This window comes from Tsukamurella pseudospumae (assembly GCF_001575205.1).
GTDB lineage: Bacteria > Actinomycetota > Actinomycetes > Mycobacteriales > Mycobacteriaceae > Tsukamurella > Tsukamurella pseudospumae.
Map to the genome: position 1 here is coordinate 152,649 of NZ_LSRE01000010.1, position 19,999 is coordinate 172,647.

Below are 19,999 nucleotides of genomic sequence, written 5' to 3' on the forward strand. Positions count from 1 at the left end.
GACCCGCCCGGGTCGCATCCGTCCGAGATTAACGGACTTCGGTCCGGATTTCTTCCCCAGGATCATGGTGAGCCGAAAACCCGCACGGTAGGCTCACTCCGATGACCGGACCACTCCTGCCCCTCGCGCAGCCGCAGACAGAGCCGCGCCGCGATGCCGCGCGCAATCGCGAGCTGCTCATCGAGGCCGCGCAGCGCCTGTTCGCCGAGCGCGGGGTCGACGCGGTGAGCATGGACGCCGTGGCACAGGCCGCGGGCGTCGGCAAGGGCACCGTCTTCCGCCGGTTCGGTTCCCGAGCAGGACTGCTGCAGGCCCTCCTCGACCACGACGAGATCGAGTTGCAGCAGCGATTCATGTTCGGCCCGCCCCCGCTGGGGCCGGGCGGCGACGCGGTCCACCGGCTCGTCGAGTACGGCAAGGCCCGCATGCAGCTCATCGCCCGGCACGGCGATCTGCTGCGGGGCGCCGAGCAGGCCGCCCGCGACCCGTACGACGAGCCGCCGTGGCGCGTCTCCGCGATGACCGTGCGCGCGATGCTCACCGAGGCCGGGCGCACGACGCACGCCGATGTGTGGTCGGCGGCACTCATGGCCACCCTGAGCCCCGCGTGGGTGCTGCACCAACTCGCGTCGGGCGTCTCCCAGGACGCGCTCGACGCGGTCTGGGCGGAGCACGTCCGGCTACTGGCCGCCGGCTGAGATCTTCGCGAAGTAGGCGAAGCGGTCGTTCGCCACGCGCATGGCGATCTCGTAGGGCAGCGCGAACTTCCGCTTCCAGAAGTACCCGAAGCGGGTGTCGAAGGACGTGTAGACCAGGAACCGGTTCTTGAGGACCCCGTCGATGATCGCCTGCGCCGCCTTCTCCGCCGTGACCTTGGGGAACGCGTCGATCCCCTTGTCCACCTTCGGGTTGCTGCGATCGACACCGTTGATCTGGACGGACTTCACCAGCCCGGTCTCCACGGCGCCGGGAACCACCACCGAGACTCCGATGCCGTGCCGACGCAGGTCGTAGCGCAGCACCTCGGAGACGCCGACGAGGCCGAACTTCGCGGCCGAGTAGGCCGCGTGCCAGGGAAGGGCGATCAGGCCGGCCGTGGACGAGACGTTGACCAGTTGCCCGCCGCGTCCCGCGGCGATCATCGGTGGGACGAACTCCTCGATGACGTGGATCGGGCCCATGAGGTTGATGTCCACGGTCCTGCGCCACTGCTCGTGCGTGAGGTTCTCGACGGTGCCCCACACCGCGATTCCGGCCACGTTCATGACGATGTCCAACGCACCGGCGGACGCGTGCACCTCCTCGGCGAACGCGCGCACGGCGTCGTAGTCGGAGACGTCGAAGGCCCTGGACGCGATGACATTCGCGCCCAGGGCCGTGACGTGGCGGGTGGCGGCTTCGAGCTGTTCGGCGTTGATGTCGGTCAACACCAGCTCGGCACCGTGCGCCGCGAGAAGATTCGCGGTAGCGCGGCCGATCCCGCTGGCCGCGCCGGTGACGAGGACCTTCTTCCCCTTCAGGTCCTTGATCGGCGTGGCCATGTGGACGAGCCGGACGATATTGCGGAGTGCCATATCAGCCAGCTTGCCAGATCGGTCCGCGCTACCGCTTCCCGCCGGGGCGTGACGTCCCCGGCGGAAGTCGGTGGTGTCCTACTTCGGCAGGATCGCGCCGGCGCTGAGGATCGCCTTGAGGATCTCCTGGGCGGCGGCCGGGCCCTGTGCGGACTGCAGCGAATTGAAGGCCTGCGGGCTCGACAGCAGAGTCGTCACGAGCTGCTGCCCCTGCGAGCTGGTCAGGAATTCGGTGGCCTTGGGCCCCATCTCGAACAGCGTGTTCACGCCGAGGGCCTGGCTCTGGCCGGGGATCGTGATCTGCGGCAGCTGGGGCAGCGCGAGCTGTCCGAGACCGGGGATGTTCACCGACGTGCCCGCCGGGGCGGCGGCGCTCGGCGCCGTGACCGCGGGGGTACCGCCCGACGGGGTCGCCCCACCGGTCAGCATCGGGACGCCCGAGACGATCGGTGAGACACCGGTGCCCGTGGTGGGCGTGACCGGTGCGGCCGCGCCCGGGACCGCCGGGACGATCGGGGTCTGCGCGGGGGCGGTCGGCGCTGCGGCCGCGGGCACGGCGGGCGCGACCGGGGTCACCGCGGTGGCGGCAGGAGCAGCCGGGGTCGCCGGCGCAGCCGGAGTGACCGGGACCGCGGGATCGACCTGCGGCGCAACGGGCTGCTGCACGATCGGCTCGGCGACGGCGCCCGCGGGCACCACCTTGCCGGTCAGCTGCTGGATCACGCCGTTGGTCAGCACGGAGGCGTACTGGGTCTGGCCCGCGGCGGAGGTGAGCAGCGCAGCGTCGTCCGCGTTCGCGAGGTTGCCGAGATTGGCGTAGACGAGGGGGATGTTCACCAGCGACGCGAAGGCGTTGGTGGTCTTGGCGATGCCGTCCTTGCCACCGAGGTACTGCGCGGGGACGAAGCCGCCCGCAGCCGTCGCGTTGCGGACGACCGTCGTGGCGGGGTCGCTGACGGCCTGCTGGGCGGTCACCTTCGGATCGGACGCACCGGGGGCGGGCGTCTCGAGCAGGAATCCGCGCTGCGCCGCGTCCTGGACCGCGCTGTTGATGCTGACGGCGAGATCGGCGCCGGAGGCGTTGGCGGCCGTGGCACGCTGATCGACGCAACCGCCGAAGCCGGCGTCGTCCGCACGGGACATGATGACCTTGGCGCCCTGGGTCTTGAGCGCCGCCTCGACCATCTTGGCCACGGCGAAGTTGACGGTGTGGTCGGCGGTGCCGTTGGAGGCGATCGCCGTCGGGTTCACGCACGGGACCTTGCCGCCACGGCCGTCGACCACCTGGCGGGCCTGTTCGGCCGCTGAGGACAGCGACGATCCGGCGTCGAGGAACACTGTCTTGCCGCTCAGCGGCTGTGCGGGGGCAGCGGGTGCGGGGTCGGCGGACGCGAGGCCGGGCGCGCCGAACAGCGCGACGGCCGCGGTCGCCAGCGAACCGGCGAGGACACGGGTCTTCTTCATGGGCAGCTGGGCGCCGGGGAAGTGGCGCCGCTCTCCTTCCAAGTCTCTTGTGCAACTTTCGTCACATCAGTCACACGAGAAACAGTCAACCATCAATTGAGACTTTAGGAAAATCTGCGGGGGTATCGTTACCGAACCGTTACTCGAAGCGGCATGCTTCAGTCCTCGACGAACGCCGAATCCGCTTGCGCCGCATCCGAGTAGCGCAGCAGAGACAGCACGGCCTGCGCGTCGGGCGCAGCCATCGGATCGGCGACGCAACCCTCCACTCGCGCCCGGACGGTGGCACCGTCGAGCCCGATCCCGAGGAAGACGAGCACCGACTCGGGCCCGCCCCGGCCGCCCCGCTCCGGCGCCGTCCGCACGTGCCGGCCCACGGAGTGCACCTCCAGCCGCGTGCCGTCGGCGACGGTGACGAAGCCCTTCGTCCGGAACACGCCGCGCGGCGGATCGACCAGCAACTCGGCCACCGCACGGGCGTCGAGGCGCCCGGCCGCCACGTCGACCGCGGAGTACTCGTCGTGCAGGTGCCCGTGCTCCCCGGCGTGGTCGGGACCGTGGTCGTGCTCGTGCTCCCGCAGCGCTTCGTCGAGCGTGAGCTGGCGCGGGGTGCCGACGCGCTCGGCGGCGCGACGCGCGAGCACCTCCGGATCGATGAGCAGTTCGACGGGCACGACGGCGTCGACGGTGCGGACCACGGGCGCCGACGGTGCGTGTTCCCGGACCAGCGCACGCGCGGTGTCGGGGTCGTCGGCGAGATCGATCTTGTTGAGCACCACCAGGTCGGCGAGTGCCAGGTGGTGGCGTAGCGACGGGTGCCGCTCCATCGTGTCCGGGAGGTGCGCCGCGTCGGCCACGTAGACCAGGCCGCCGTAGTCGATCCGCGGGTCCGGCGCGAGCACCACGCGCCGCACCATGGCCGCGGGCTCGGCGAGGCCCGACGCCTCGACCACGATGAGGTCGAGGCCGCGTCCGGCGAGCGTGCCGAGCACGTCCTCGAGTTCGTCGTCGTCGACGGTGCAGCACACACAGCCGTTGCTCAGCGAGACGGTCCGCACCGATCCGCCGCCGGCCGCGCTCGAGACGAGCATCGCGTCGATGTTCACCGCGCCGAAATCGTTGACGACGACGCCGATCCGCGCCTCGCCCGCGCCGGAGAGCAGGTGGTTGAGCAGGGTCGACTTGCCGGCCCCGAGGTAGCCGGCGACCACGACGACCGGGACGGCACGGGGGCTCACGATGCGCAGTCCTCGCACAGGACGGCGAGCTCCCGGTCCTGCGGCGGCGCGAGGTTCGCGACCCTCGAGGTGGGGGCGCCGCACTCCGCGCACCGTCCGATCCGCTTCGCGCCGTCGGAGAAGTCCACGCTCATCCGCCGGTCGAAGACGTACATCGAGCCCTCCCACAGCCCGCCGTCGCCGAATCGTTCGCCGTAGCGGGCGATCCCGCCGTCGAGCTGGTAGACCTCACCGAATCCGCGCGTGCGCATCACCGCGCTGAGCACCTCGCATCGGACACCGCCGGTGCAGTAGGTGATCACCGGCCGGTCCTTGAGGTGGTCGTACTCCCCCGAGTCCAGGAGCGCGACGAAGTCCCGCGTCGTCCGCGCCGGCGTCACCACGGCGCCGGAGAACCGGCCGATCTCGGCCTCGATGGCGTTGCGGCCGTCGAAGAACACGGCATCGGGCTTCTCCGCGAGCAGCGCGTGCACCTCGTCGGGCGTCAGGTGCGCTCCCCCGCCGCGGACGCCGGCACCGTCGACCTCGATCTCGTCGGGGACGCCGAAGGTGACGATCTCGTCGCGCACCTTCACCGAGAGCTTCGGGAAGTCCGCGGCGGCGCCGTCGGACCACTTCACGTCGGCACCCTTGAAGGCCGGGTACTCGCGGGTGGCGCGCAGGTACCGCTTCACCGCGTGGATCTCACCGCCGACGGTGACGTTGATCCCGTGCCGGGAGACGATGATCCGGCCACGGAGACCGTTCGCCTCACACAGCGCCCGCTGCCACAGCCGGATCGCGTCCGGATCGGCCAGCGGGGCGAACACGTAGAACAGCACGATCTTGCCCATGACGCCCGCCATTCTATCTCCGAGCGCCTTGCGCTCAGCCTGCGTCCAAGGGTTCCGACGGTGCCGCCCCTCGCCTTCAATGGCCCCCATGCCTTTTCGCCTCCCCCGCCGGGTCCCGGAGCTGGCCACCGCGCTGGTCGCCGTCATCGGGATCGCGGCGTGCGCGCCGGCGACCGGACCCGCCTACGACCCGAGCGCGCCGATCCCCGACCGCGTGCCGGCGGGCACGGTCATCACCGTCGCCGATCAGCAGTCGATCCTCAAGACGATGCTCACCGCGTCCGGGGAGGCCCGGAACCTGCCGTTCACGGTGAAGTTCGCGGACTTCGCCGGCGGTCCCGCGATCCTCGAGTCCTTCCGCGCCGACGCCGCACAGGTCGCGATCGTCGCCGATGTGCCGCCCATCCATGCGCAGATCGCCCGGTTCCCGAGCCCGATCATCAAGGCCTGGCAGCTCGAGCGCGGCGGGGTCTCAGTGGTGGCGAGGCCCGGCGTTGCGCTGCACTCCCCTGCCGACCTGCGCGGGCGCAAGATCGGCTACGCCGAGGGCACCGCGCACCAGGCGATGGTGCTGCGGCTGCTCCGCTCCGCGGGCCTGTCCAAGCACGACGTCCAGCTGGTCCCACTGCAGCTCACCGAGGTGGGTGAGGCGCTCGGCGCCGGCCAGATCGATATCGCGCCACTCATGGAGCCCATCAGCACCAAGTACCGGCTCGCGCACCCGGACGCGCAGGTCCTCCCGGACGCCGTCTCGCAGGCGGCCCAATCGGGCCTGATGTTCCTCTACTCGCCGCGCTCCGCCCTGGCGGATCCTGCCCGCGCGGCCGCCCTGAAGCAACTCTCCGCGGCGATCGACCGCGCCCGCGCGTGGGCCGACGCGGACAAGGACCGCTGGATCGACACCTACTACACGCGCGCCCTGAAGATCCCCGCCGCTGTTGGCCGCATCGCCTACGACGGTCAGGGCACGTGGCGCGCCGTCCCGCTCGACCGCGCCCTCGTCGCCCGACAGCAGGAGACCATCGACACCCTCGCCGCCTTCGACGAGATTCCCGGCGGCCGTATCTCGGCCGACGGATCCGTCGACTTCCGGTTCGCCACCCATCCCGCAACGTAAGGGCATCCCGTGACCTCTCCCCCTATCGGCAGTCCGATCGGCCGCCTCGGCAGCGGCCTCGCGCACGACTCCACTCCCGAGCAGCGCCCCGGAGCCCTCGACCCCGACCACGAACTGCTCCAGCGCCCGGCCGCCCGCCGCGCCCTCGTCGACTCCCGCCCGATCGGTGCCTGGATCCTCGCCGGCCCGGCGCTCGTCGTCGCGCTGTGGGCCGCGGGCTCCGCGACCGGGCTCATCCCGGACACCGTCCTGTCCGCGCCGTGGACGGTCGCGCACACCGCCTGGAACCTCGCGGTCGACGGCTCGCTCTGGTCCAACATCCGGGCCTCCGCGCAGCGGGCGATCGTCGGCGGTGTGCTCGGCGTCGCCCTCGCTGTGACGCTGGCCCTGCTGTCCGGGCTCACGCGGCCCGGCGAGGCCCTCATCGACGGCACCGTGACCGTCTATCGCGCGATTCCCGCGCTCGCGCTGCTGCCGCTGTTCATCGTGTGGTTCGGCATCGGCGAGGAGATGAAGATCGTCCTCATCACCCTCGCCGTCGCGACGCCGGTGTACCTCAACACCCACGCGGGGCTGCGCGGCATCGACCGGAAGTACGTGGAGCTGGCGGAGACCGTCGGCCTGAGCCGCGCGAAGTTCGTGCGCCACATCGCGATCCCCGGTGCACTGCCCGGCTTCTTCACGGGCCTGCGCCTCGGAGCGACGGTTGCCTGGCTCGCCCTCGTGGTGGTCGAACAGGTCGGCGCCTCCGACGGCATCGGCTACCTCATGTACAAGGCGCGACTGTACGGCCTCACCGATGTCATCGTCGTCGGCCTCGCCGTGTACGCGCTCCTCGGCTTCAGCACCGACCTCATCGTCCGCTTCTCCGCACGAAAGGCCCTGTCATGGCAGAGCACTCTGGCCCGCTGAGCACGTCCACCGCGACCTCCGATTCCGATGGGCCGGTGATCGAAGCGCGGAATCTGGTGCGCGGCTTCGACGGCCGCGCCGTCCTCCGCGGAGTGGATCTGACGATCCGGCGCGGCGAGTTCGTCGCCCTCCTGGGCCGCTCCGGGTCCGGCAAGTCGACGCTCCTGCGCGCCATCGCCGGGCTCGACGACGGCGTCCCCGGATCCGGTGTGCTCGAGGTCGATCCGCGGCGCGCCGTCGTGTTCCAGGACTCGCGACTCCTGCCCTGGTCCCGCGTGTTGGACAACGTGATCCTCGGTCTGGCCGGCGCCGACGCAGGCGATGTCGGGCGCGAACTGCTCCGCGAGGTGGAGTTGGAGGGCCGTGAGCGGGCGTGGCCGCGCGAGCTGTCGGGCGGACAGCAGCAGCGCGTCGCGCTCGCTCGCAGCCTGGTCCGCGAGCCCGCCGTGCTCCTGGCGGACGAGCCCTTCGGCGCGCTCGACGCGCTGACCAAACTGAAGATGCACGACCTGCTCCGCCGACTCGTGGCCCGGCACCGGCCCGGGGTCCTGCTCATCACGCACGACGTCGACGAGGCCATCGCCCTCGCCGATCGGATCCTCGTGCTGGACCACGGAATCCTGTCGGTCGACGTCACCGTCGACGACGGTGCCGGACGCCGGCCCGGCGAGCCCGGCTTCGCGGAGTTGCGCGGCAAGCTCCTCGACGCCCTGGGCGTCGAGGAGGAGCGGACGGTGGCCGCCACCGCATGACGATCCCCGATCACGCCCGCGGCTACGACGGTTTCACCGGGCGGATCGGCCGCTCGGAGGCGGACTCGGAACCCGCCTGGCCGGCACAGGTGAGGGCCCGTCCTCATGCGCCGAACATCATCGTCGTCCTCGTCGACGACATGGGCTTCTCCGACATCGGCCCGTACGGCTCGGAGATCCCCACCCCGCACCTCGACGCCCTCGCTGAGCGCGGGGTCGTGTCGACGAATCACCACACGACGCCGGTGTGCTCGCCGGCCCGCGCCGCCCTGCTCACCGGCCTGAATCCGCACCGCGCGGGCTACGGCTCGGTGGCCAACTCCGATCCGGGCTTCCCGAACCTACGGCTGAGCCTGGCCGACGACGTGCTCACCCTGCCGGAGATCCTCCGCGGGGCCGGGTACGCCACCTACGCCGTCGGCAAGTGGCACCTCGCGAAGGACTCGCGGCTCGGGCCGGACGCCGACCGCTCGGCGTGGCCCTTGCAACGCGGCTTCGATCACTACTACGGCTCACTCGAGGGCCTGAACTCCTTCTTCCACCCGAACCAGCTGGTGCGCGACAACACCGTCGACCCCGTGACCGAGTATCCCGAGGGCTTCTACGTCACCGACGCCCTCACCGACACCGCGGTCTCCTGGATCCAGGATCTCCGGGCGCACGACGCCGACAAGCCCTTCTTCCTCTACTTCGCGCACATCGCGATGCACGGCCCGCTGCAGGTGAAGGCCGAGGACCTGCGCCGCGGGGACCTCGACTACGCCCGCGGCTGGGACGCGGTGCGGCAGGAGCGGTTCGCCCGACAGCAGGAGCTGGGCCTGTTCGGCCCCGATGTCCGACCCGCTCATCGCAACAGCGAGCCCGGCTACGACGTGCCGCCCTGGAACGAGCTGGATCCCGAGCGGCGGCGGCGCTTCGCGCGGTACATGCAGGTCTACGCGGCGATGGTCCGCACCGTCGACGACAGCCTGGGCCGGCTGCTGGAGACCGTCGAGCAACTCGGCGAGCTCGACAACACGATCGTCGTCTTCACCTCCGACAACGGCGGCACCGCCGAGGGCGGGCCCGAGGGAACCCGCAGCTACTTCGCCGAGTTCGTGAAGTTCGCCGACGGCGTCGGCCCCGACGGCTGGGAGGGCGACGTCGATCACCCGGAGGAGCTCATCGGCACCGCCCGGCTCGGCGTGCACTACCCCCGCGGGTGGGGGCAGGTCTCCAACACGCCCTTCCGGTTCTACAAGGGCCAGACCTTCGCAGGCGGCGTGCGCGTGCCCTTCGTGCTGTCCTGGCCGGCGGGTCTCCCGGGGGCGCGCGGGGTCCGCGAGCAGTTCTCCTTCGTCACCGACGTCGCTCCGACTCTGCTCGACCTCGCTGGGGCCTCCACGCCCGCGCTCCGGTACGGGGTTCCTGCCCAGGAGCGCGACGGGCTCTCCCAGCGGGCCGCCTGGAGCGATGCCGCAGCGCCGTCGGCCCGCACACGCCAGTACTCGGAGTTCCGCGGACACCGCGGCTACTACCGCGACGGCTGGAAGTTGCTGAGCCTGCACGGCCGGGGCGATGACCCGCTCGCGCCGCGCTGGCAGCTCTTCGACAACCGGTCCGACCCGGCGGAGACCACCGACCTCGCCGAGCGACATCCCGACCTCGTCGCCGAGTTGGCCGCCGAGTGGGAGCACGAGGCCTGGCGGAACACGGTCTTCCCGATCGTGATCGACGGCTCCACCCGCAATCCTGCGGAGAGGCGCCTCGCCGATCCCGTGCGTCTCCTGCCCGGCACGCCCGTGCTCGAGCGGTACCGCTCGGCGAAACTCGTGCAGTACCGGGACTTCCGCGTCGACATCGACGTCGAGTTCGCCGACGGCGCCGACGGCGTCCTCGTCGCGCACGGCGACGCGCTGGGCGGCTACCTCGTCTACATCGAGGACGGAGCGGTCGTCGTCGGCTACAACGCCTACGGCCGGTACGCGGAGGCCCGCTCGGGCCCCGTCGAGCCGGGCCGGCGCACCGTCTCCCTGACTGCGACGGTGCGCTCGAACCTGCGCTGGGACCTCACCATCGAGGTCGACGGTGCCCCTGCCGCCCACCTCGACGACCGCGTCCAGCTCATCGGGATGGCGCCGTGGACCGGGATCTCCGTGGGCCTGGACGCCCGCGGGCCGGTCTCCTGGGAGGTGCGCGAGCGCCGCGGCGTGTTCCCGTACTCCGGTGCGCTGCACACGGTCACGTACACGCCCGGGGCGGTGGGCGTACCGCCGGAGGACATCGACCGCCTGCAGCAGGAGGCCGAGGAAGAAGCCGACTGAGGGTTCCACGCCCGCTGAACGCAACCCTGGCACCGTCGGACCCGATCGGGTGAGCTGGATGCACCACGCACGCTACGGATTCCGGAGGCCTCCATGACCGCAACGCTCGAACCCACCACGACCGCCGCGCCTGCGATCACCGTGACCCGCCTCAGCGAGCACATCGGGGCGATCGTGCACGGCGTGCGGCTCGGCGGCGACATCGACGACGCGACCGCCGAGACGATCCTCGATCTGCTCGCCGAGCACGAGGTGATCTTCTTCCGCGACCAGCAGCACCTCGACGATGCCGGCCAGCACGCGTTCGCGGCCCGCCTGGGCGTACCGACGACGCCGCATCCGACAGTGCGCTCGGATTCGGATCTGCTCCCGATCGAGGGCGCGGCGAACAGCTGGCACACCGACGTCTCCTTCGTCGACCGGGTACCGAAGGCGTCGATCCTGCGCCCGATCACGCTGCCGCCGCACGGCGGGAACACGACCTGGGCGTCCACCACGCGTGCCTACGACCGGCTGCCGGAGCCGCTCAAGGCGCTCGCCGAGAACCTGCGCGCGCGGCACACCAACGACTACGACTACGCCGGCCACAACGCCACCTACCAGCGCGCCGAGTACCACCGCGAGTTCATCCGCAACATCTTCGAGGCCGAGCACCCCGTCGTGCGCGTGCACCCGGAGACGGGCCGCCGGTCGCTCCTGCTGGGCCACTTCGTGAAGTCCTTCGCGGGCCTGAGCACGCAGGACTCGGCGCCGATCCTCGCGCTGCTCCAGCGGCGGATCGAGAACCCGGACAACACCGTCCGCTGGGCGTGGCAGCCGGGCGACGTCGCGATCTGGGACAACCGCTCCACCCAGCACTTCGGCATCAACGATTACGGCGACCACAAGCGCCTGCTGCGCCGAGTGACGCTCGCGGGCGACCTGCCCGTCGGCGTCGACGGCCGGGAGGGCGTGGCGCTCAAGGGCGATGCCTCGGACTACGCGCCCGTGACCCCCGCGCGCTCGCGGGGCTGATCCAGCCAGTTCAGGATCCGCTCGTAGACGGCGTCCGAGCGGAGCAGGGTGAAGTGATGGGCTCCGCCGAGGTGCATCCCCGCCTCGGCGGTGAACCCGATGCGGCGGGCCTTTCCTCGGCCCGCCGCACTCGGCGCGAGCACGAGCCCGTCGCCCAGGAGGCGCCCCACCGGGTGCCGCGCGTCGCGGGTGAAGGTGGCCGCGACGAAGTAGTGCCCCGCGCCCTCCAGGAGCGGGATCTCCGCCGCGGCGGCGGCGCCGAGCGCGTCCGCCTCGCGGCCGCGCCAGTCCTCGTCGACGATCGAACCCCCGCGAAGGTCGCGGATCCCCGCGCTGCGCCGCCGCAGCAACCGGCCGAAGGGCGCGGTCTCCGGGACCGCGGCGAGCGCGGAGCTGCCGTAGTGCGCCGCCTGCTCCAGCGGGGCGCCCAGGTGCGGAGTCCCCAGGCTGACGGTGGTCGATACCGCTGCGGGCCAGGCCATCACGGCCTCGGCGGCCTGATGCGCCGCGCTGCGGGCCACCAGGCCGCCCATGGAGTGCCCGACCAGCACGAGGTCGGTGACCGGCACCGGCCACGTCGCGACGAGGCGTTCGAGCAGCTCCGCCAGGTCCCGCCCGTTGTCGCTGATGTGCCGACCGCTGTTGTAGCGCACGTAGACCGGCGTGTATCCGAGGTCCACCGCCAGCCGCACGCCGTAGTCGTCGGCCTCAAGACCGCCGACGCCCCAGGCGTGCTCGGTCTCGGTGAGCCCGTGCAGCAGCACCACCACGCGACCCGTCGCGCCGTCGAAGACCTCCGTCGGATCCAGTCGGCCGGGCGGGACGGGCCTCTCACCCAGGTGGACGACGGCGCCGTCGACGCGGACCGTGACGGGGTCCGCTGCGAGCGGTGAGCCCTGGTCCTCGAGGTCGTCGCCGATGAGCCCGAGGACCGCGCCGATCAGCGCGGCGCCCTTGGCCGTCTCCGACGGTGGCCGGTCCCCCGGCCAGTCCGCGCCGATCGCCGCGACCCGGCCGACGGTGCGCGCGACGGTGCTGATGGTCGCGTAGACGCCGTCGGTGATGCCGTCGTGCAGCGCGCGGACCGGCGCGACCGCGGGGCCGACGCCGAGCCGCACGTAGCGGAAGACCCGGTCCGAGATGGCCCGGTGCACGCCGTGGATCCCGTCCGCCGTGCCCGCGACCTCGCTGCAGCCCAGCTCAGCGAGAGCGCGCACCTCGGCGCGGCGACGATCCTCCACAACACTCATGAAGATCGAGTGTACGAGTGTGCACTCGATTCTGTCCAGTGGTGTGAGCCGCTCAGGCGCGGTACTCCCAGCCCGCCGCGACCCAGTCGGCCGAGGGCATGCAGTTGCGGCCGTCGAGGAGGACGGGGTTGCGCACGACCGCGCCGACCACTGGTGGGTCGAGCTCACGGAACTGCGTCCACTCGGTGAGCACCAGCACGACGTCGGCGCCCTCGCAGGCCTCCAGGGCGGTGGTGGCGTAATCGAGCGTCGGGAAGACCCGGCGCGAATTGTCCATGGCCTCCGGGTCGTACACCGAGACGGCGGCGCCCTGCAGCTGGATCTGGCCGGCGATGTTGAGCGCCGGGGAGTCGCGCACGTCGTCGGAGTCGGGCTTGAAGGCGGCGCCGAGCACGGCCACCTTCGCCCCGAGCAGCGAGCCGCCGCAGGCCTCGCGCGCCAGGTCGACCATGCGGGTGCGCCGGCTCATGTTGATGGCGTCCACCTCCCGCAGCAACCCGTGCATGTGGCCCGCGCCCAGCTCGCCCGAGCGGGCCATGAAGGCACGGATGTCCTTGGGCAGGCAGCCGCCGCCGAAGCCGATGCCGGCACCGAGGAACTTGCGGCCGATGCGGGAGTCGACGCCGATCGCGTCGGCGAGGGCCACCACGTCGGCGCCCGCGGCCTCGCAGACCTCGGCGACGGCGTTGATGAACGAGATCTTGGTGGCGAGGAAGGCGTTCGCGGAGATCTTCACCAGCTCCGCCGTGGCCGTGTCGGTCACGAAGAACGGGGTGTCGCGCGCGAGGATTCCGGCGTAGACCTCGCGGGCGACCTCCTCGGCGCGGCCTCCGGGCTCGACGCCCAGCACGAGGCGGTCGGGCTCAAGGGTGTCCTTGACGGCGTGGCCCTCGCGCAGGAACTCGGGGTTCCAGGCGAACTCGACGCTGACGCCGTCCGGCACCAGCTCGGCCGCACGGGCGCGGAGCAGGTCCGTGGTGCCGACGGGGACCGTCGACTTGCCCAGGATCACCGCGTCGCGGCGCAGGTGCGGCACGAGCGAGTCGACGACGGAGTTCACGTAGGTCATGTCGGCAGCGAACTCGCCCTTGCGCTGCGGGGTTCCGACGGCGATGAAGTGCACGTCGCCGAACGCGCCGGCCTCCTCGTAGGAGTCCGTGAAGCGCAGCCGCCCGGCCTCGATGTTCCGCTTGAGCACGGCGGGCAGGCCCGGCTCGTGGAAAGGCACCTTGCCCTCGGAGAGGGCGGCGATCTTGCTGAGGTTGACGTCGACGCCGAGCACCTCGTGGCCCAGCTCCGCCATGCACGCCGCGTGCGTGGCTCCCAGGTACCCCGTACCCAGCACTGTGATCTTCATGCGCCGAAGGTATGCGCGAGCATGCTCGGCACGGAAGGGCGCCGAGCCGGAGTTCGGCAAGGGTTACACGGGGATTCACGCGCAGGGCAGCGACCGCACCGTTGCGTTCGCCGACCGTTCGCCCGGGCTTCGCCGCCCGGTCACCCCCGGCCGGGTCAGAGCAGTTCGGGACCGTCCGACGGTGCGCCGTTCGCCCCGGCGGGACCGGCACCGTCGTAGGGGGACGAGCCGCGGCGCGGCTCCCGGCCCTCGCGACCCTTGAGGATGCGCTTGGGAAGGCGATTGACCAGGTCGCTCATGGGGTTGACGGCGGCGGTCATCAGGGCGACCGCCTCGTTGAGCTCGGCCACCACGTCGGGGAGCTGGGAGACCGCGTCGAGGGTGCCGCCGGGGGCGATGGCGCGCTCGAGGGCGCCCTCCTGGCCGAGCAGCTGGTCGACGATGCCGCCGTCGGCGATCGCGCGGTCGATGATGCCGCCGGGCTCCGTGAGCTTGTCGATGAGGCCGTCCTGGCCGGTCAGCTTGTCGAGGACACCGTCCTTGGCGGCGAGCTTGTCGAGCACTCCGCCCTTCTCGGTGAGCTTGTCCAGCACACCGTCCTTGGTCATGAGCTTCTCGAGCACGCCGTCGGGCGCGGTGAGCTTGTCGATGACGCCGCCCTCGGAGGTGAGCCGCTCGAGGACGCCCTCCGACTCCGTGATCTGGTCGACAACGCCACCCGGGCGCGTGAGCCGATCCAGCGGGCCGCCCTCGGAGGTGAGGCGAGTGATCGGGCTGTCGTCCTTGGTCACCTGGTCGAGGAGGCCGCCCGACTCGGTGAGCTTCTCCAGCATGCCGCCGGGCTCGGTCAGTCGATCGACGACGCCGCCCTGCTTGAGCACGCGGTCCAGCGGGCCGCCGCGGGACAGGATGATCCCGACGGGGCGGTCGGGCTCGAGCAGCGAGGCGAGGCGCTGCAGGAGCTGCATCGGCGTGGCCGAGGACATCCCCGCCTCCACGTGCAGAGCGTTGCTCACCTCCGAGTCGACGTTCTGCACGGCGAACCGGGTGACGGCGACGCCGCCCTCGATCGCCGACATCGCGGCGTCCGCGGTCGAGAACACGACGCGCAGCGGTGTGGTGACGATGCCCTTGAGGTCCATAGCCGCCCATCGTAGGGGGCGGAGTGAGAGGAACGGCGAGGAATCCCCTCATTGGAGGACACCTGTGGGATCTCCCGACGGAAGCGTCGGAGAAAGTTGACATGTCGGGAACTCCCGACATATTCTGGCCCGCGTGACCACCGAGACCGAGAACACCGACCGGGTGTTCCTGGCGCTCGCCAATCCCGTTCGCCGCGAACTGCTTCAGATCCTGCGCACAGGACCGCTCGCCGCGGGCGAACTGAGCGAGCGGTTCACGCTGAGCCGGCCGGCGATCGCGGAGCACCTCAAGGTGCTGCGCGACGCCGGGCTGGTGGCGGATGCACCGTCGGGCCGGCGCCGCATCTACCGGCTCACGGCCGACCCCCTGGCGGACCTCGGCGACTGGTTGCACCCGTTCGAGAAGTTCTGGCGCGCACGGCTGTCCGCGCTCGCCGAGGTCGCAGAGGAGTTGTGAATGGCCACCATCGCACTGGATCAGTTCGTCGCCGCCCCGCCCGCCGCCGTGTGGCGCGCGCTCACCGAACCGGAGCTGGTGCGCCGGTGGTGGGCCGAGGGCGACATCGCCGCGGAGGTGGGCCACGAGTTCACCCTGGACATGCCGGGATTCGGGGCGCAGCCCTGCCGCGTCGTCGAATCCGTGCCGCCGGAGCGGTTCGTCTACACGTTCACTACGGAGTGGACACTCGCGTGGGAGCTGCGCGCCGAGGGGCGCGGCACCCGCGTCCTCCTCGAGCACAGCGGATTCGACCTCGACGACAAGCGGATGGCGGCCGCGTTCGAACGGATGGGTCCCGGCTGGCGCGATGTGGTGCTGCCGCGCCTCGCGGAGACCGCCGCCGCGCTCTGACCGCCGCGGGTCTGCGATGATCGGGTCGTGACCGAGCGCAACGTTCTCGCCGACCCCGTCAACGCCGCACTGTCGGGCCCGCACGCGCGGTTCCGGGTGAGCTCGGGCCGGATCCAACGGTACCGCCCCGACGTCTCGGTGTTCTTCGGGCATCCGCGCGAGCTCACCCCCGAGGACTACGCCGACATCGCCGCTCTCGCCGAGCACAACGGGACGGTGCTGCTGCGCGACCGTGCGACGCCGCTCCCCGCGGGCTGGACGGTGATCGAACGGATCGGCCTGGTCCAGTACGACGGCAGCGCCGTCGAGACGGACACCGAACCGGAGGCGGTGCGCCTCACCGCCGCAGACGTCCCGGAGATGACGGCGCTCGTCGAGCGGACCAAGCCCGGCCCCTTCCTTCCGCACACCGTCGACCTGGGCACGTACCTCGGGATCCGGGACGCCGACGGTGCCCTCGTCGCGATGGCGGGCGAGCGCATGCACCCCGCGGGGTGGACCGAGATCAGCGCGGTGTGCACCGCTCCGGAGGCTCGCGGCCGCGGACTCGCCTCCCGCCTCATCCGCGCCGTCGGGCAGGGCGTGCGGGACCGCGGCGAGACGCCCTTCCTGCACACGTCGGACGACAACCCCGCGCAGAAGCTGTACGACGCCATGGGATTCGTGCACACGAGCACGGTGCCGCTCGAGGTGATCCGGGTCCCGGCCGGCTAGGACACGGCCGCGGCGCGGGGCGCGCCCACCCGGACCGCGGCGACACAGGCGCCGACGAGCAGCGCCACCAGGAGCGCCCCGATGCCGAAGGTCTCCCAGTCGAACGGGCCGGCCGCGGCACCGTCGGCCTGCTTGCGCGCGGACCCGGACAGGAAGGGCACGATGAGCAGCACGCCGACGCCCGCGACCGCCTCGGCGGCGACGACCTTGGGGAAATGGTACAGGGCGAGCCGGACGACGGTGTCGTCCTCCCCCGCGAGCCGGGCCCGCGCGATCGCGGGAATGAGGACGCGCACGTTGTAGACGCCGGCGCCGATCATCGTCGCCACCAGTACCAGCTTGATCAGCAGGTAGCGCCCGTACGGGGTCGTGACGAACTGAGCGAAGGACCCCACGTGCACCCACGCGAGCCACAGGCCGCTCGTGGCGATCGCGACCACCGCACCCATCGCCCAGACGCTGAACCGGGCCCACATCCGCTCGAAGGCGCCGGCACCGTCGAGGCCGGTGCTCCGGGCGAGCAGGCCCGCCGCGCCCAGGACGAACACACCGCCGAGCCAGACGATGCACGCGAGGATGTGGGTTGCCGTGAGCACCGTCTTCGCGCCGGCGTCGAGCGAGGAGATCGCCGTGGTGGCGCTCGGCAGCATCGCGGTGACCACCGTGAGCACGAGGCCGATTCGCGACGCGATCGCGAGCACGCCGCCGCTCATCCGAATCGTGGCGGCGATCAGGAGCGCCACGACGAGGAACGCCGCCAACTGGATCGTGGACATCACCGCGGACGAGATCCAGGCGCCCTTCTCCCTGGGCAGCGCCAGGTACGCGCCGAAACGCGCGGGCGAGAGCGACTCACTGAACGAGTAACCGAGCGTGGTCCGCGCGATCCGGGCCGCGTACTGCAGGTACCCCGCCACGGCGACGACGACGGCGATCGGCACCGCCAGCGAGCGGACGCTGCGTTCGGCTCCCCCACCGCGGGCGTACGCCGGCACCAGGAACGCGAGCGCGAGGAAGAATCCGCTGGCGAGGGCGAGGCCGGCGAAGTACCCGACCTCCGTCAGGATGCGCCAGAGCGGAGGGGCGGCCGGAGCGGCCGCCGCGAGATGCAAGGTAAGGCTCGTCATAGTCGAGTGAGAGTAGCCTTACTTATCCACTGTGACCAATCGGGCAAAACACCTCCCGACCAGCGGTTTCATTAGTTTCAACAACGTGTCCGGTTCGTCGTGATCGGCGCGATGGCCCGAGAATTGATAGGATGTTTCGGCTGCGGCCGACGCCGCAGCGAGAACCCGTGTATCTACCTGGCACGGCCTGCGGGCACCCAAGGCGGCACGTCGAGCGATGCGGCCGGGCGCCGCGGAAGGGCCCCTTCGGTGACCGCCACCATGTCCCACGAATCCTCCCCCCAGACAGCCGGATCGAAGGATCCGTCGATGCTGTCGATCGCGGGCCCCACCTACTTCCCGATCGCGCTGGTGGCCCGGCTGCCCTTCGCGATGATGGTGGTCGGCGTGCTCACCCTCGTCGTCACGGGCCGGGACTCGCTGGCATTCGGCGGACTGAGCTCGGCGATGGTCGGCATCGGTTCCGCCGCAGTCGGACCGCTCGTGGGTGCGGCGGCGGACCGGTTCGGGCAACGCCGCGCGGTCCTCGCGGCGGGGATCGTCAACAGCCTCGCGCTGCTCCTCATGGCGTGGGTCGTATTCAGTCCGCTGCCGGGCTGGGCGGTGCTCGCCTCCGCCGCGCTCGTCGGCGCCAGTGCGCCCCAGGTCGGCCCGATGTCGCGGAGCCGGGTGGTCACCATGATCACCACGAAACTGCCCGAAGGTCGCCGCGGGCGCACCCTCCTCTCGATGATGGCGTACGAATCCGCCGCCGACGAGGTGATCTTCGTCTTCGGCCCCGTCATCGTGGGAATGCTCGCCACCACGATGTCGCCGGCCGCGCCGATGATCGGCGCAGCGGCACTGACGATCCTGTTCGTGGGCGCGTTCGCCCTCCACCCCACCGGCCGCGCGACCGACCAGCACGCCGCCGGCACCGTCGAACAGGCCCCGGCCCGCGAGCTGCGCGACCCCGCCCTGGTCACCGTCGTAGCGGGAGTGTTCGGCGTGGGGCTGTTCTTCGGCTTCACCCTGACCGGTCTCACCGCGTTCATGCGGGACGCCGGCAACGCCGAGGCGGCCGGCCTGTTCTACGGGGTGATGGGCGTCGGATCGGCCGCCCTCGCACTCGGATCCGCACTCCTGCCCGACGCGTTCACCCTCGGTCGGCGGTGGATCACCTTCTCCCTCGCCATGGTCGCCGGCGCGTCGCTCATCGCGGCCGCTCCGTCTCTGCCCTGGCTCGTCGCGGGGCTCGCCGTCGCCGGGATCGGCGTGGGCCCCACACTGGTCACCGAGTTCAGCCTGGGTGCCGCCCGGAGCCCCCGCGGCCGGTCCGCCACCGTGATGACGATCCTCGGGTCCGCGATCATCCTCGGTCAGTCACTGGCCTCCGCGGTGAACGGCGAACTCGCGGAACGGTTCGGCACCGGAGTGGCGCAGTGCATGCCGCTCGTCGCGACCCTCATCGTGCTGAGCGCGGGCCTCGTCAACGCGGGCCTCACGCGGCGTCAGTCGGAGGCGGCGACGCGCGCGGGCGAGGGCGAGGGCGACCAGCCGGGCCCCTTCGCCACGTAGCCCCACCGCTCGCGCCAGGAGCTCGCCGCGCGCAGGTCCCGCCAGATGGACGTGTACTCGTGCGTCGCGACCCGCAGCGGGTTGTGGGTGTCGATGTTCTTCGTCAGACCGAAGCGCACCCGCTCCCCCTCCGGCTCGAAGGTCTTCAGCAGCCGGTCCCACACGATGAGGATTCCACCGTAGTTGCGGTCGAGGTACGCCGCGTTCGAGCCGTGGTGCACGCGGTGGTGCGACGGGGTGTTCATCACGAATTCGATCGGGCGCCACAGCTTCCCGACCCGTTCGGTGTGGATGAAGAACTGGTAGAGCAGGCTCACCGATTGCTGCAACAGGATCATCCACGGCGGAATGCCGATGAGCGCCAGCGGGATCCAGTAGGGCAGTGCGGTGAACGGCGTCCAAGTCTGGCGCAGCGCCGTGGACAGGTTGTAGAAGCGGCTCGAATGGTGCACGACGTGGCTGGCCCAGAGCACCCGCACCGTGTGATGGGTGCGGTGGTACCAGTAGTAGGCCAGGTCGTCGGCCAGGAACAACAGCACCCAGGTCAGCGGATTCATGGCCGGGAGGTGCACCGGCGCCAGGAGGTACGCGCCGGCCAGCGCAGCGAGCACCACCAGCTTCCAGCCCAGGTTGATGACCACGTTCCCGATGCCCATCGTCAGGCTGGTGCGCGAGTCCCGCAGGTCGTACCCGAGTTCGTCGTCGTCCGGCAGGAACCGGAACGAGAGGTACTCGAGCACGAGGCAGAGCACGAACACCGGGATGGCGGCGCGGATGAGGTCGAACACGGTGGTA

At 71.3% G+C, this 19,999-nt stretch carries 19 protein-coding genes; 10 read left to right on the top strand and 9 right to left on the bottom strand.

Annotation, left to right across the window (positions count from 1 at the left end; genetic code table 11):
• Positions 1–101: 101 nt before the first annotated feature.
• The gene (locus tag AXK61_RS08095) at positions 102–698 is read left to right on the top strand and encodes a TetR/AcrR family transcriptional regulator (protein WP_068571993.1); all 597 of its coding nucleotides are present in this window, start codon (positions 102–104) and stop codon (positions 696–698) included.
• Here AXK61_RS08095 and AXK61_RS08100 read toward each other — a convergent pair.
• From AXK61_RS08100 to trhO, 4 genes are all read right to left on the bottom strand, one after another.
• On the bottom strand, positions 681–1,574 hold the full coding sequence (locus tag AXK61_RS08100; RefSeq protein ID WP_068571992.1) for an SDR family oxidoreductase: 894 nt from the start codon (positions 1,572–1,574) through the stop codon (positions 681–683). The two genes, AXK61_RS08095 and AXK61_RS08100, sit on opposite strands and share 18 nt — an antisense overlap.
• 78 nt (positions 1,575–1,652) lie before the next feature.
• The gene (locus tag AXK61_RS08105) at positions 1,653–3,038 is read right to left on the bottom strand and encodes an N-acetylmuramoyl-L-alanine amidase family protein (RefSeq protein WP_068571990.1); all 1,386 of its coding nucleotides are present in this window, start codon (positions 3,036–3,038) and stop codon (positions 1,653–1,655) included.
• Between the two features lie 158 nt (positions 3,039–3,196).
• A complete protein-coding gene (locus tag AXK61_RS08110) occupies positions 3,197–4,276 on the bottom strand; it encodes a CobW family GTP-binding protein (protein ID WP_068571988.1) in 1,080 nt (359 codons plus the stop codon).
• Positions 4,273–5,109: an oxygen-dependent tRNA uridine(34) hydroxylase TrhO gene (trhO, locus tag AXK61_RS08115; RefSeq protein ID WP_068572831.1), complete on the bottom strand. Its 837-nt coding sequence runs from the start codon at positions 5,107–5,109 to the stop codon at positions 4,273–4,275. The genes AXK61_RS08110 and trhO overlap by 4 nt, the downstream gene beginning before the upstream one ends.
• Positions 5,110–5,197: 88 nt before the next feature.
• On the opposite strand from trhO, the gene AXK61_RS08120 reads away from it, so the two are divergent.
• The 5 genes from AXK61_RS08120 to AXK61_RS08140 all read left to right on the top strand — a co-directional run bounded on the left by AXK61_RS08120 (position 5,198) and on the right by AXK61_RS08140 (position 11,207).
• Entirely contained in the window at positions 5,198–6,226 is a 1,029-nt protein-coding gene (locus AXK61_RS08120) for an ABC transporter substrate-binding protein (RefSeq protein ID WP_068744717.1), read from the top strand.
• Positions 6,227–6,235: 9 nt separating this feature from the next.
• Positions 6,236–7,138 (top strand): ABC transporter permease, encoded by a 903-nt coding sequence (locus tag AXK61_RS08125; RefSeq protein WP_231855475.1) that lies wholly within the window; start codon positions 6,236–6,238, stop codon positions 7,136–7,138.
• Positions 7,114–7,890 (top strand): ABC transporter ATP-binding protein, encoded by a 777-nt coding sequence (locus tag AXK61_RS08130; RefSeq protein WP_068571985.1) that lies wholly within the window; start codon positions 7,114–7,116, stop codon positions 7,888–7,890. The genes AXK61_RS08125 and AXK61_RS08130 overlap by 25 nt, the downstream gene beginning before the upstream one ends.
• Positions 7,887–10,193 (top strand): arylsulfatase, encoded by a 2,307-nt coding sequence (locus AXK61_RS08135; RefSeq protein WP_068571983.1) that lies wholly within the window; start codon positions 7,887–7,889, stop codon positions 10,191–10,193. Before AXK61_RS08130 ends, AXK61_RS08135 begins: the two co-directional genes overlap by 4 nt.
• Before the next feature lie 93 nt (positions 10,194–10,286).
• Positions 10,287–11,207, top strand: coding sequence for a TauD/TfdA dioxygenase family protein (locus tag AXK61_RS08140; protein WP_068571981.1), 921 nt, complete (start codon positions 10,287–10,289; stop codon positions 11,205–11,207).
• Here the strand turns inward: AXK61_RS08140 and AXK61_RS08145 are convergent.
• The 3 genes from AXK61_RS08145 to AXK61_RS08155 form a co-directional block, all read right to left on the bottom strand.
• Positions 11,171–12,457, bottom strand: a complete 1,287-nt coding sequence (locus tag AXK61_RS08145) for an esterase/lipase family protein (protein ID WP_068571979.1) — start codon at positions 12,455–12,457, stop codon at positions 11,171–11,173. The genes AXK61_RS08140 and AXK61_RS08145 overlap by 37 nt on opposite strands.
• A 52-nt stretch (positions 12,458–12,509) precedes the next feature.
• Positions 12,510–13,814: a UDP-glucose dehydrogenase family protein gene (locus AXK61_RS08150; RefSeq protein WP_068571977.1), complete on the bottom strand. Its 1,305-nt coding sequence runs from the start codon at positions 13,812–13,814 to the stop codon at positions 12,510–12,512.
• 155 nt (positions 13,815–13,969) lie between these two features.
• Positions 13,970–14,956, bottom strand: coding sequence for a hypothetical protein (locus AXK61_RS08155; RefSeq protein WP_068571973.1), 987 nt, complete (start codon positions 14,954–14,956; stop codon positions 13,970–13,972).
• A gap of 133 nt (positions 14,957–15,089) precedes the next feature.
• Between AXK61_RS08155 and AXK61_RS08160 the strand changes: the two genes are divergently transcribed.
• Genes AXK61_RS08160 through AXK61_RS08170 form a run of 3 tightly spaced genes read left to right on the top strand, consistent with a single transcriptional unit; the run spans position 15,090 to position 16,520 of the window.
• Positions 15,090–15,413 (top strand): ArsR/SmtB family transcription factor, encoded by a 324-nt coding sequence (locus AXK61_RS08160; protein ID WP_139057979.1) that lies wholly within the window; start codon positions 15,090–15,092, stop codon positions 15,411–15,413.
• Complete coding sequence (locus tag AXK61_RS08165) at positions 15,414–15,806, top strand: SRPBCC family protein (protein ID WP_068571969.1); 393 nt, start codon at positions 15,414–15,416, stop codon at positions 15,804–15,806.
• Between the two features lie 27 nt (positions 15,807–15,833).
• Positions 15,834–16,520 (top strand): GNAT family N-acetyltransferase, encoded by a 687-nt coding sequence (locus AXK61_RS08170; RefSeq protein ID WP_068571966.1) that lies wholly within the window; start codon positions 15,834–15,836, stop codon positions 16,518–16,520.
• Here AXK61_RS08170 and AXK61_RS08175 read toward each other — a convergent pair.
• Positions 16,517–17,647 carry a CopD family protein gene (locus AXK61_RS08175; protein WP_068571964.1) on the bottom strand — a complete coding sequence of 377 codons (1,131 nt, stop codon included), beginning with the start codon at positions 17,645–17,647 and terminating at the stop codon, positions 16,517–16,519. The two genes, AXK61_RS08170 and AXK61_RS08175, sit on opposite strands and share 4 nt — an antisense overlap.
• Before the next feature lie 309 nt (positions 17,648–17,956).
• Here AXK61_RS08175 and AXK61_RS08180 point away from each other — a divergent pair, with 309 nt between their 5' ends.
• Positions 17,957–19,204 carry an MFS transporter gene (locus AXK61_RS08180; protein WP_231855476.1) on the top strand — a complete coding sequence of 416 codons (1,248 nt, stop codon included), beginning with the start codon at positions 17,957–17,959 and terminating at the stop codon, positions 19,202–19,204.
• Here the strand turns inward: AXK61_RS08180 and AXK61_RS08185 are convergent.
• On the bottom strand, positions 19,138–19,992 hold the full coding sequence (locus AXK61_RS08185; RefSeq protein ID WP_068571962.1) for a sterol desaturase family protein: 855 nt from the start codon (positions 19,990–19,992) through the stop codon (positions 19,138–19,140). The genes AXK61_RS08180 and AXK61_RS08185 overlap by 67 nt on opposite strands.
• Between the last annotated feature and the right edge of the window lie 7 nt (positions 19,993–19,999).

Coding starts and splice junctions, on each gene's coding strand:
- AXK61_RS08095 (WP_068571993.1), top strand. CDS start 102: ATGACCGGACCACTCCTGCCCCTCGCGCAGCCGCAGACAGAGCCGCGC.
- AXK61_RS08100 (WP_068571992.1), bottom strand. CDS start 1,574: ATGGCACTCCGCAATATCGTCCGGCTCGTCCACATGGCCACGCCGATC.
- AXK61_RS08105 (WP_068571990.1), bottom strand. CDS start 3,038: ATGAAGAAGACCCGTGTCCTCGCCGGTTCGCTGGCGACCGCGGCCGTC.
- trhO (WP_068572831.1), bottom strand. CDS start 5,109: ATGGGCAAGATCGTGCTGTTCTACGTGTTCGCCCCGCTGGCCGATCCG.
- AXK61_RS08120 (WP_068744717.1), top strand. CDS start 5,198: ATGCCTTTTCGCCTCCCCCGCCGGGTCCCGGAGCTGGCCACCGCGCTG.
- AXK61_RS08130 (WP_068571985.1), top strand. CDS start 7,114: ATGGCAGAGCACTCTGGCCCGCTGAGCACGTCCACCGCGACCTCCGAT.
- AXK61_RS08135 (WP_068571983.1), top strand. CDS start 7,887: ATGACGATCCCCGATCACGCCCGCGGCTACGACGGTTTCACCGGGCGG.
- AXK61_RS08140 (WP_068571981.1), top strand. CDS start 10,287: ATGACCGCAACGCTCGAACCCACCACGACCGCCGCGCCTGCGATCACC.
- AXK61_RS08145 (WP_068571979.1), bottom strand. CDS start 12,457: ATGAGTGTTGTGGAGGATCGTCGCCGCGCCGAGGTGCGCGCTCTCGCT.
- AXK61_RS08150 (WP_068571977.1), bottom strand. CDS start 13,814: ATGAAGATCACAGTGCTGGGTACGGGGTACCTGGGAGCCACGCACGCG.
- AXK61_RS08155 (WP_068571973.1), bottom strand. CDS start 14,956: ATGGACCTCAAGGGCATCGTCACCACACCGCTGCGCGTCGTGTTCTCG.
- AXK61_RS08165 (WP_068571969.1), top strand. CDS start 15,414: ATGGCCACCATCGCACTGGATCAGTTCGTCGCCGCCCCGCCCGCCGCC.
- AXK61_RS08175 (WP_068571964.1), bottom strand. CDS start 17,647: ATGACGAGCCTTACCTTGCATCTCGCGGCGGCCGCTCCGGCCGCCCCT.
- AXK61_RS08180 (WP_231855476.1), top strand. CDS start 17,957: ATGCTGTCGATCGCGGGCCCCACCTACTTCCCGATCGCGCTGGTGGCC.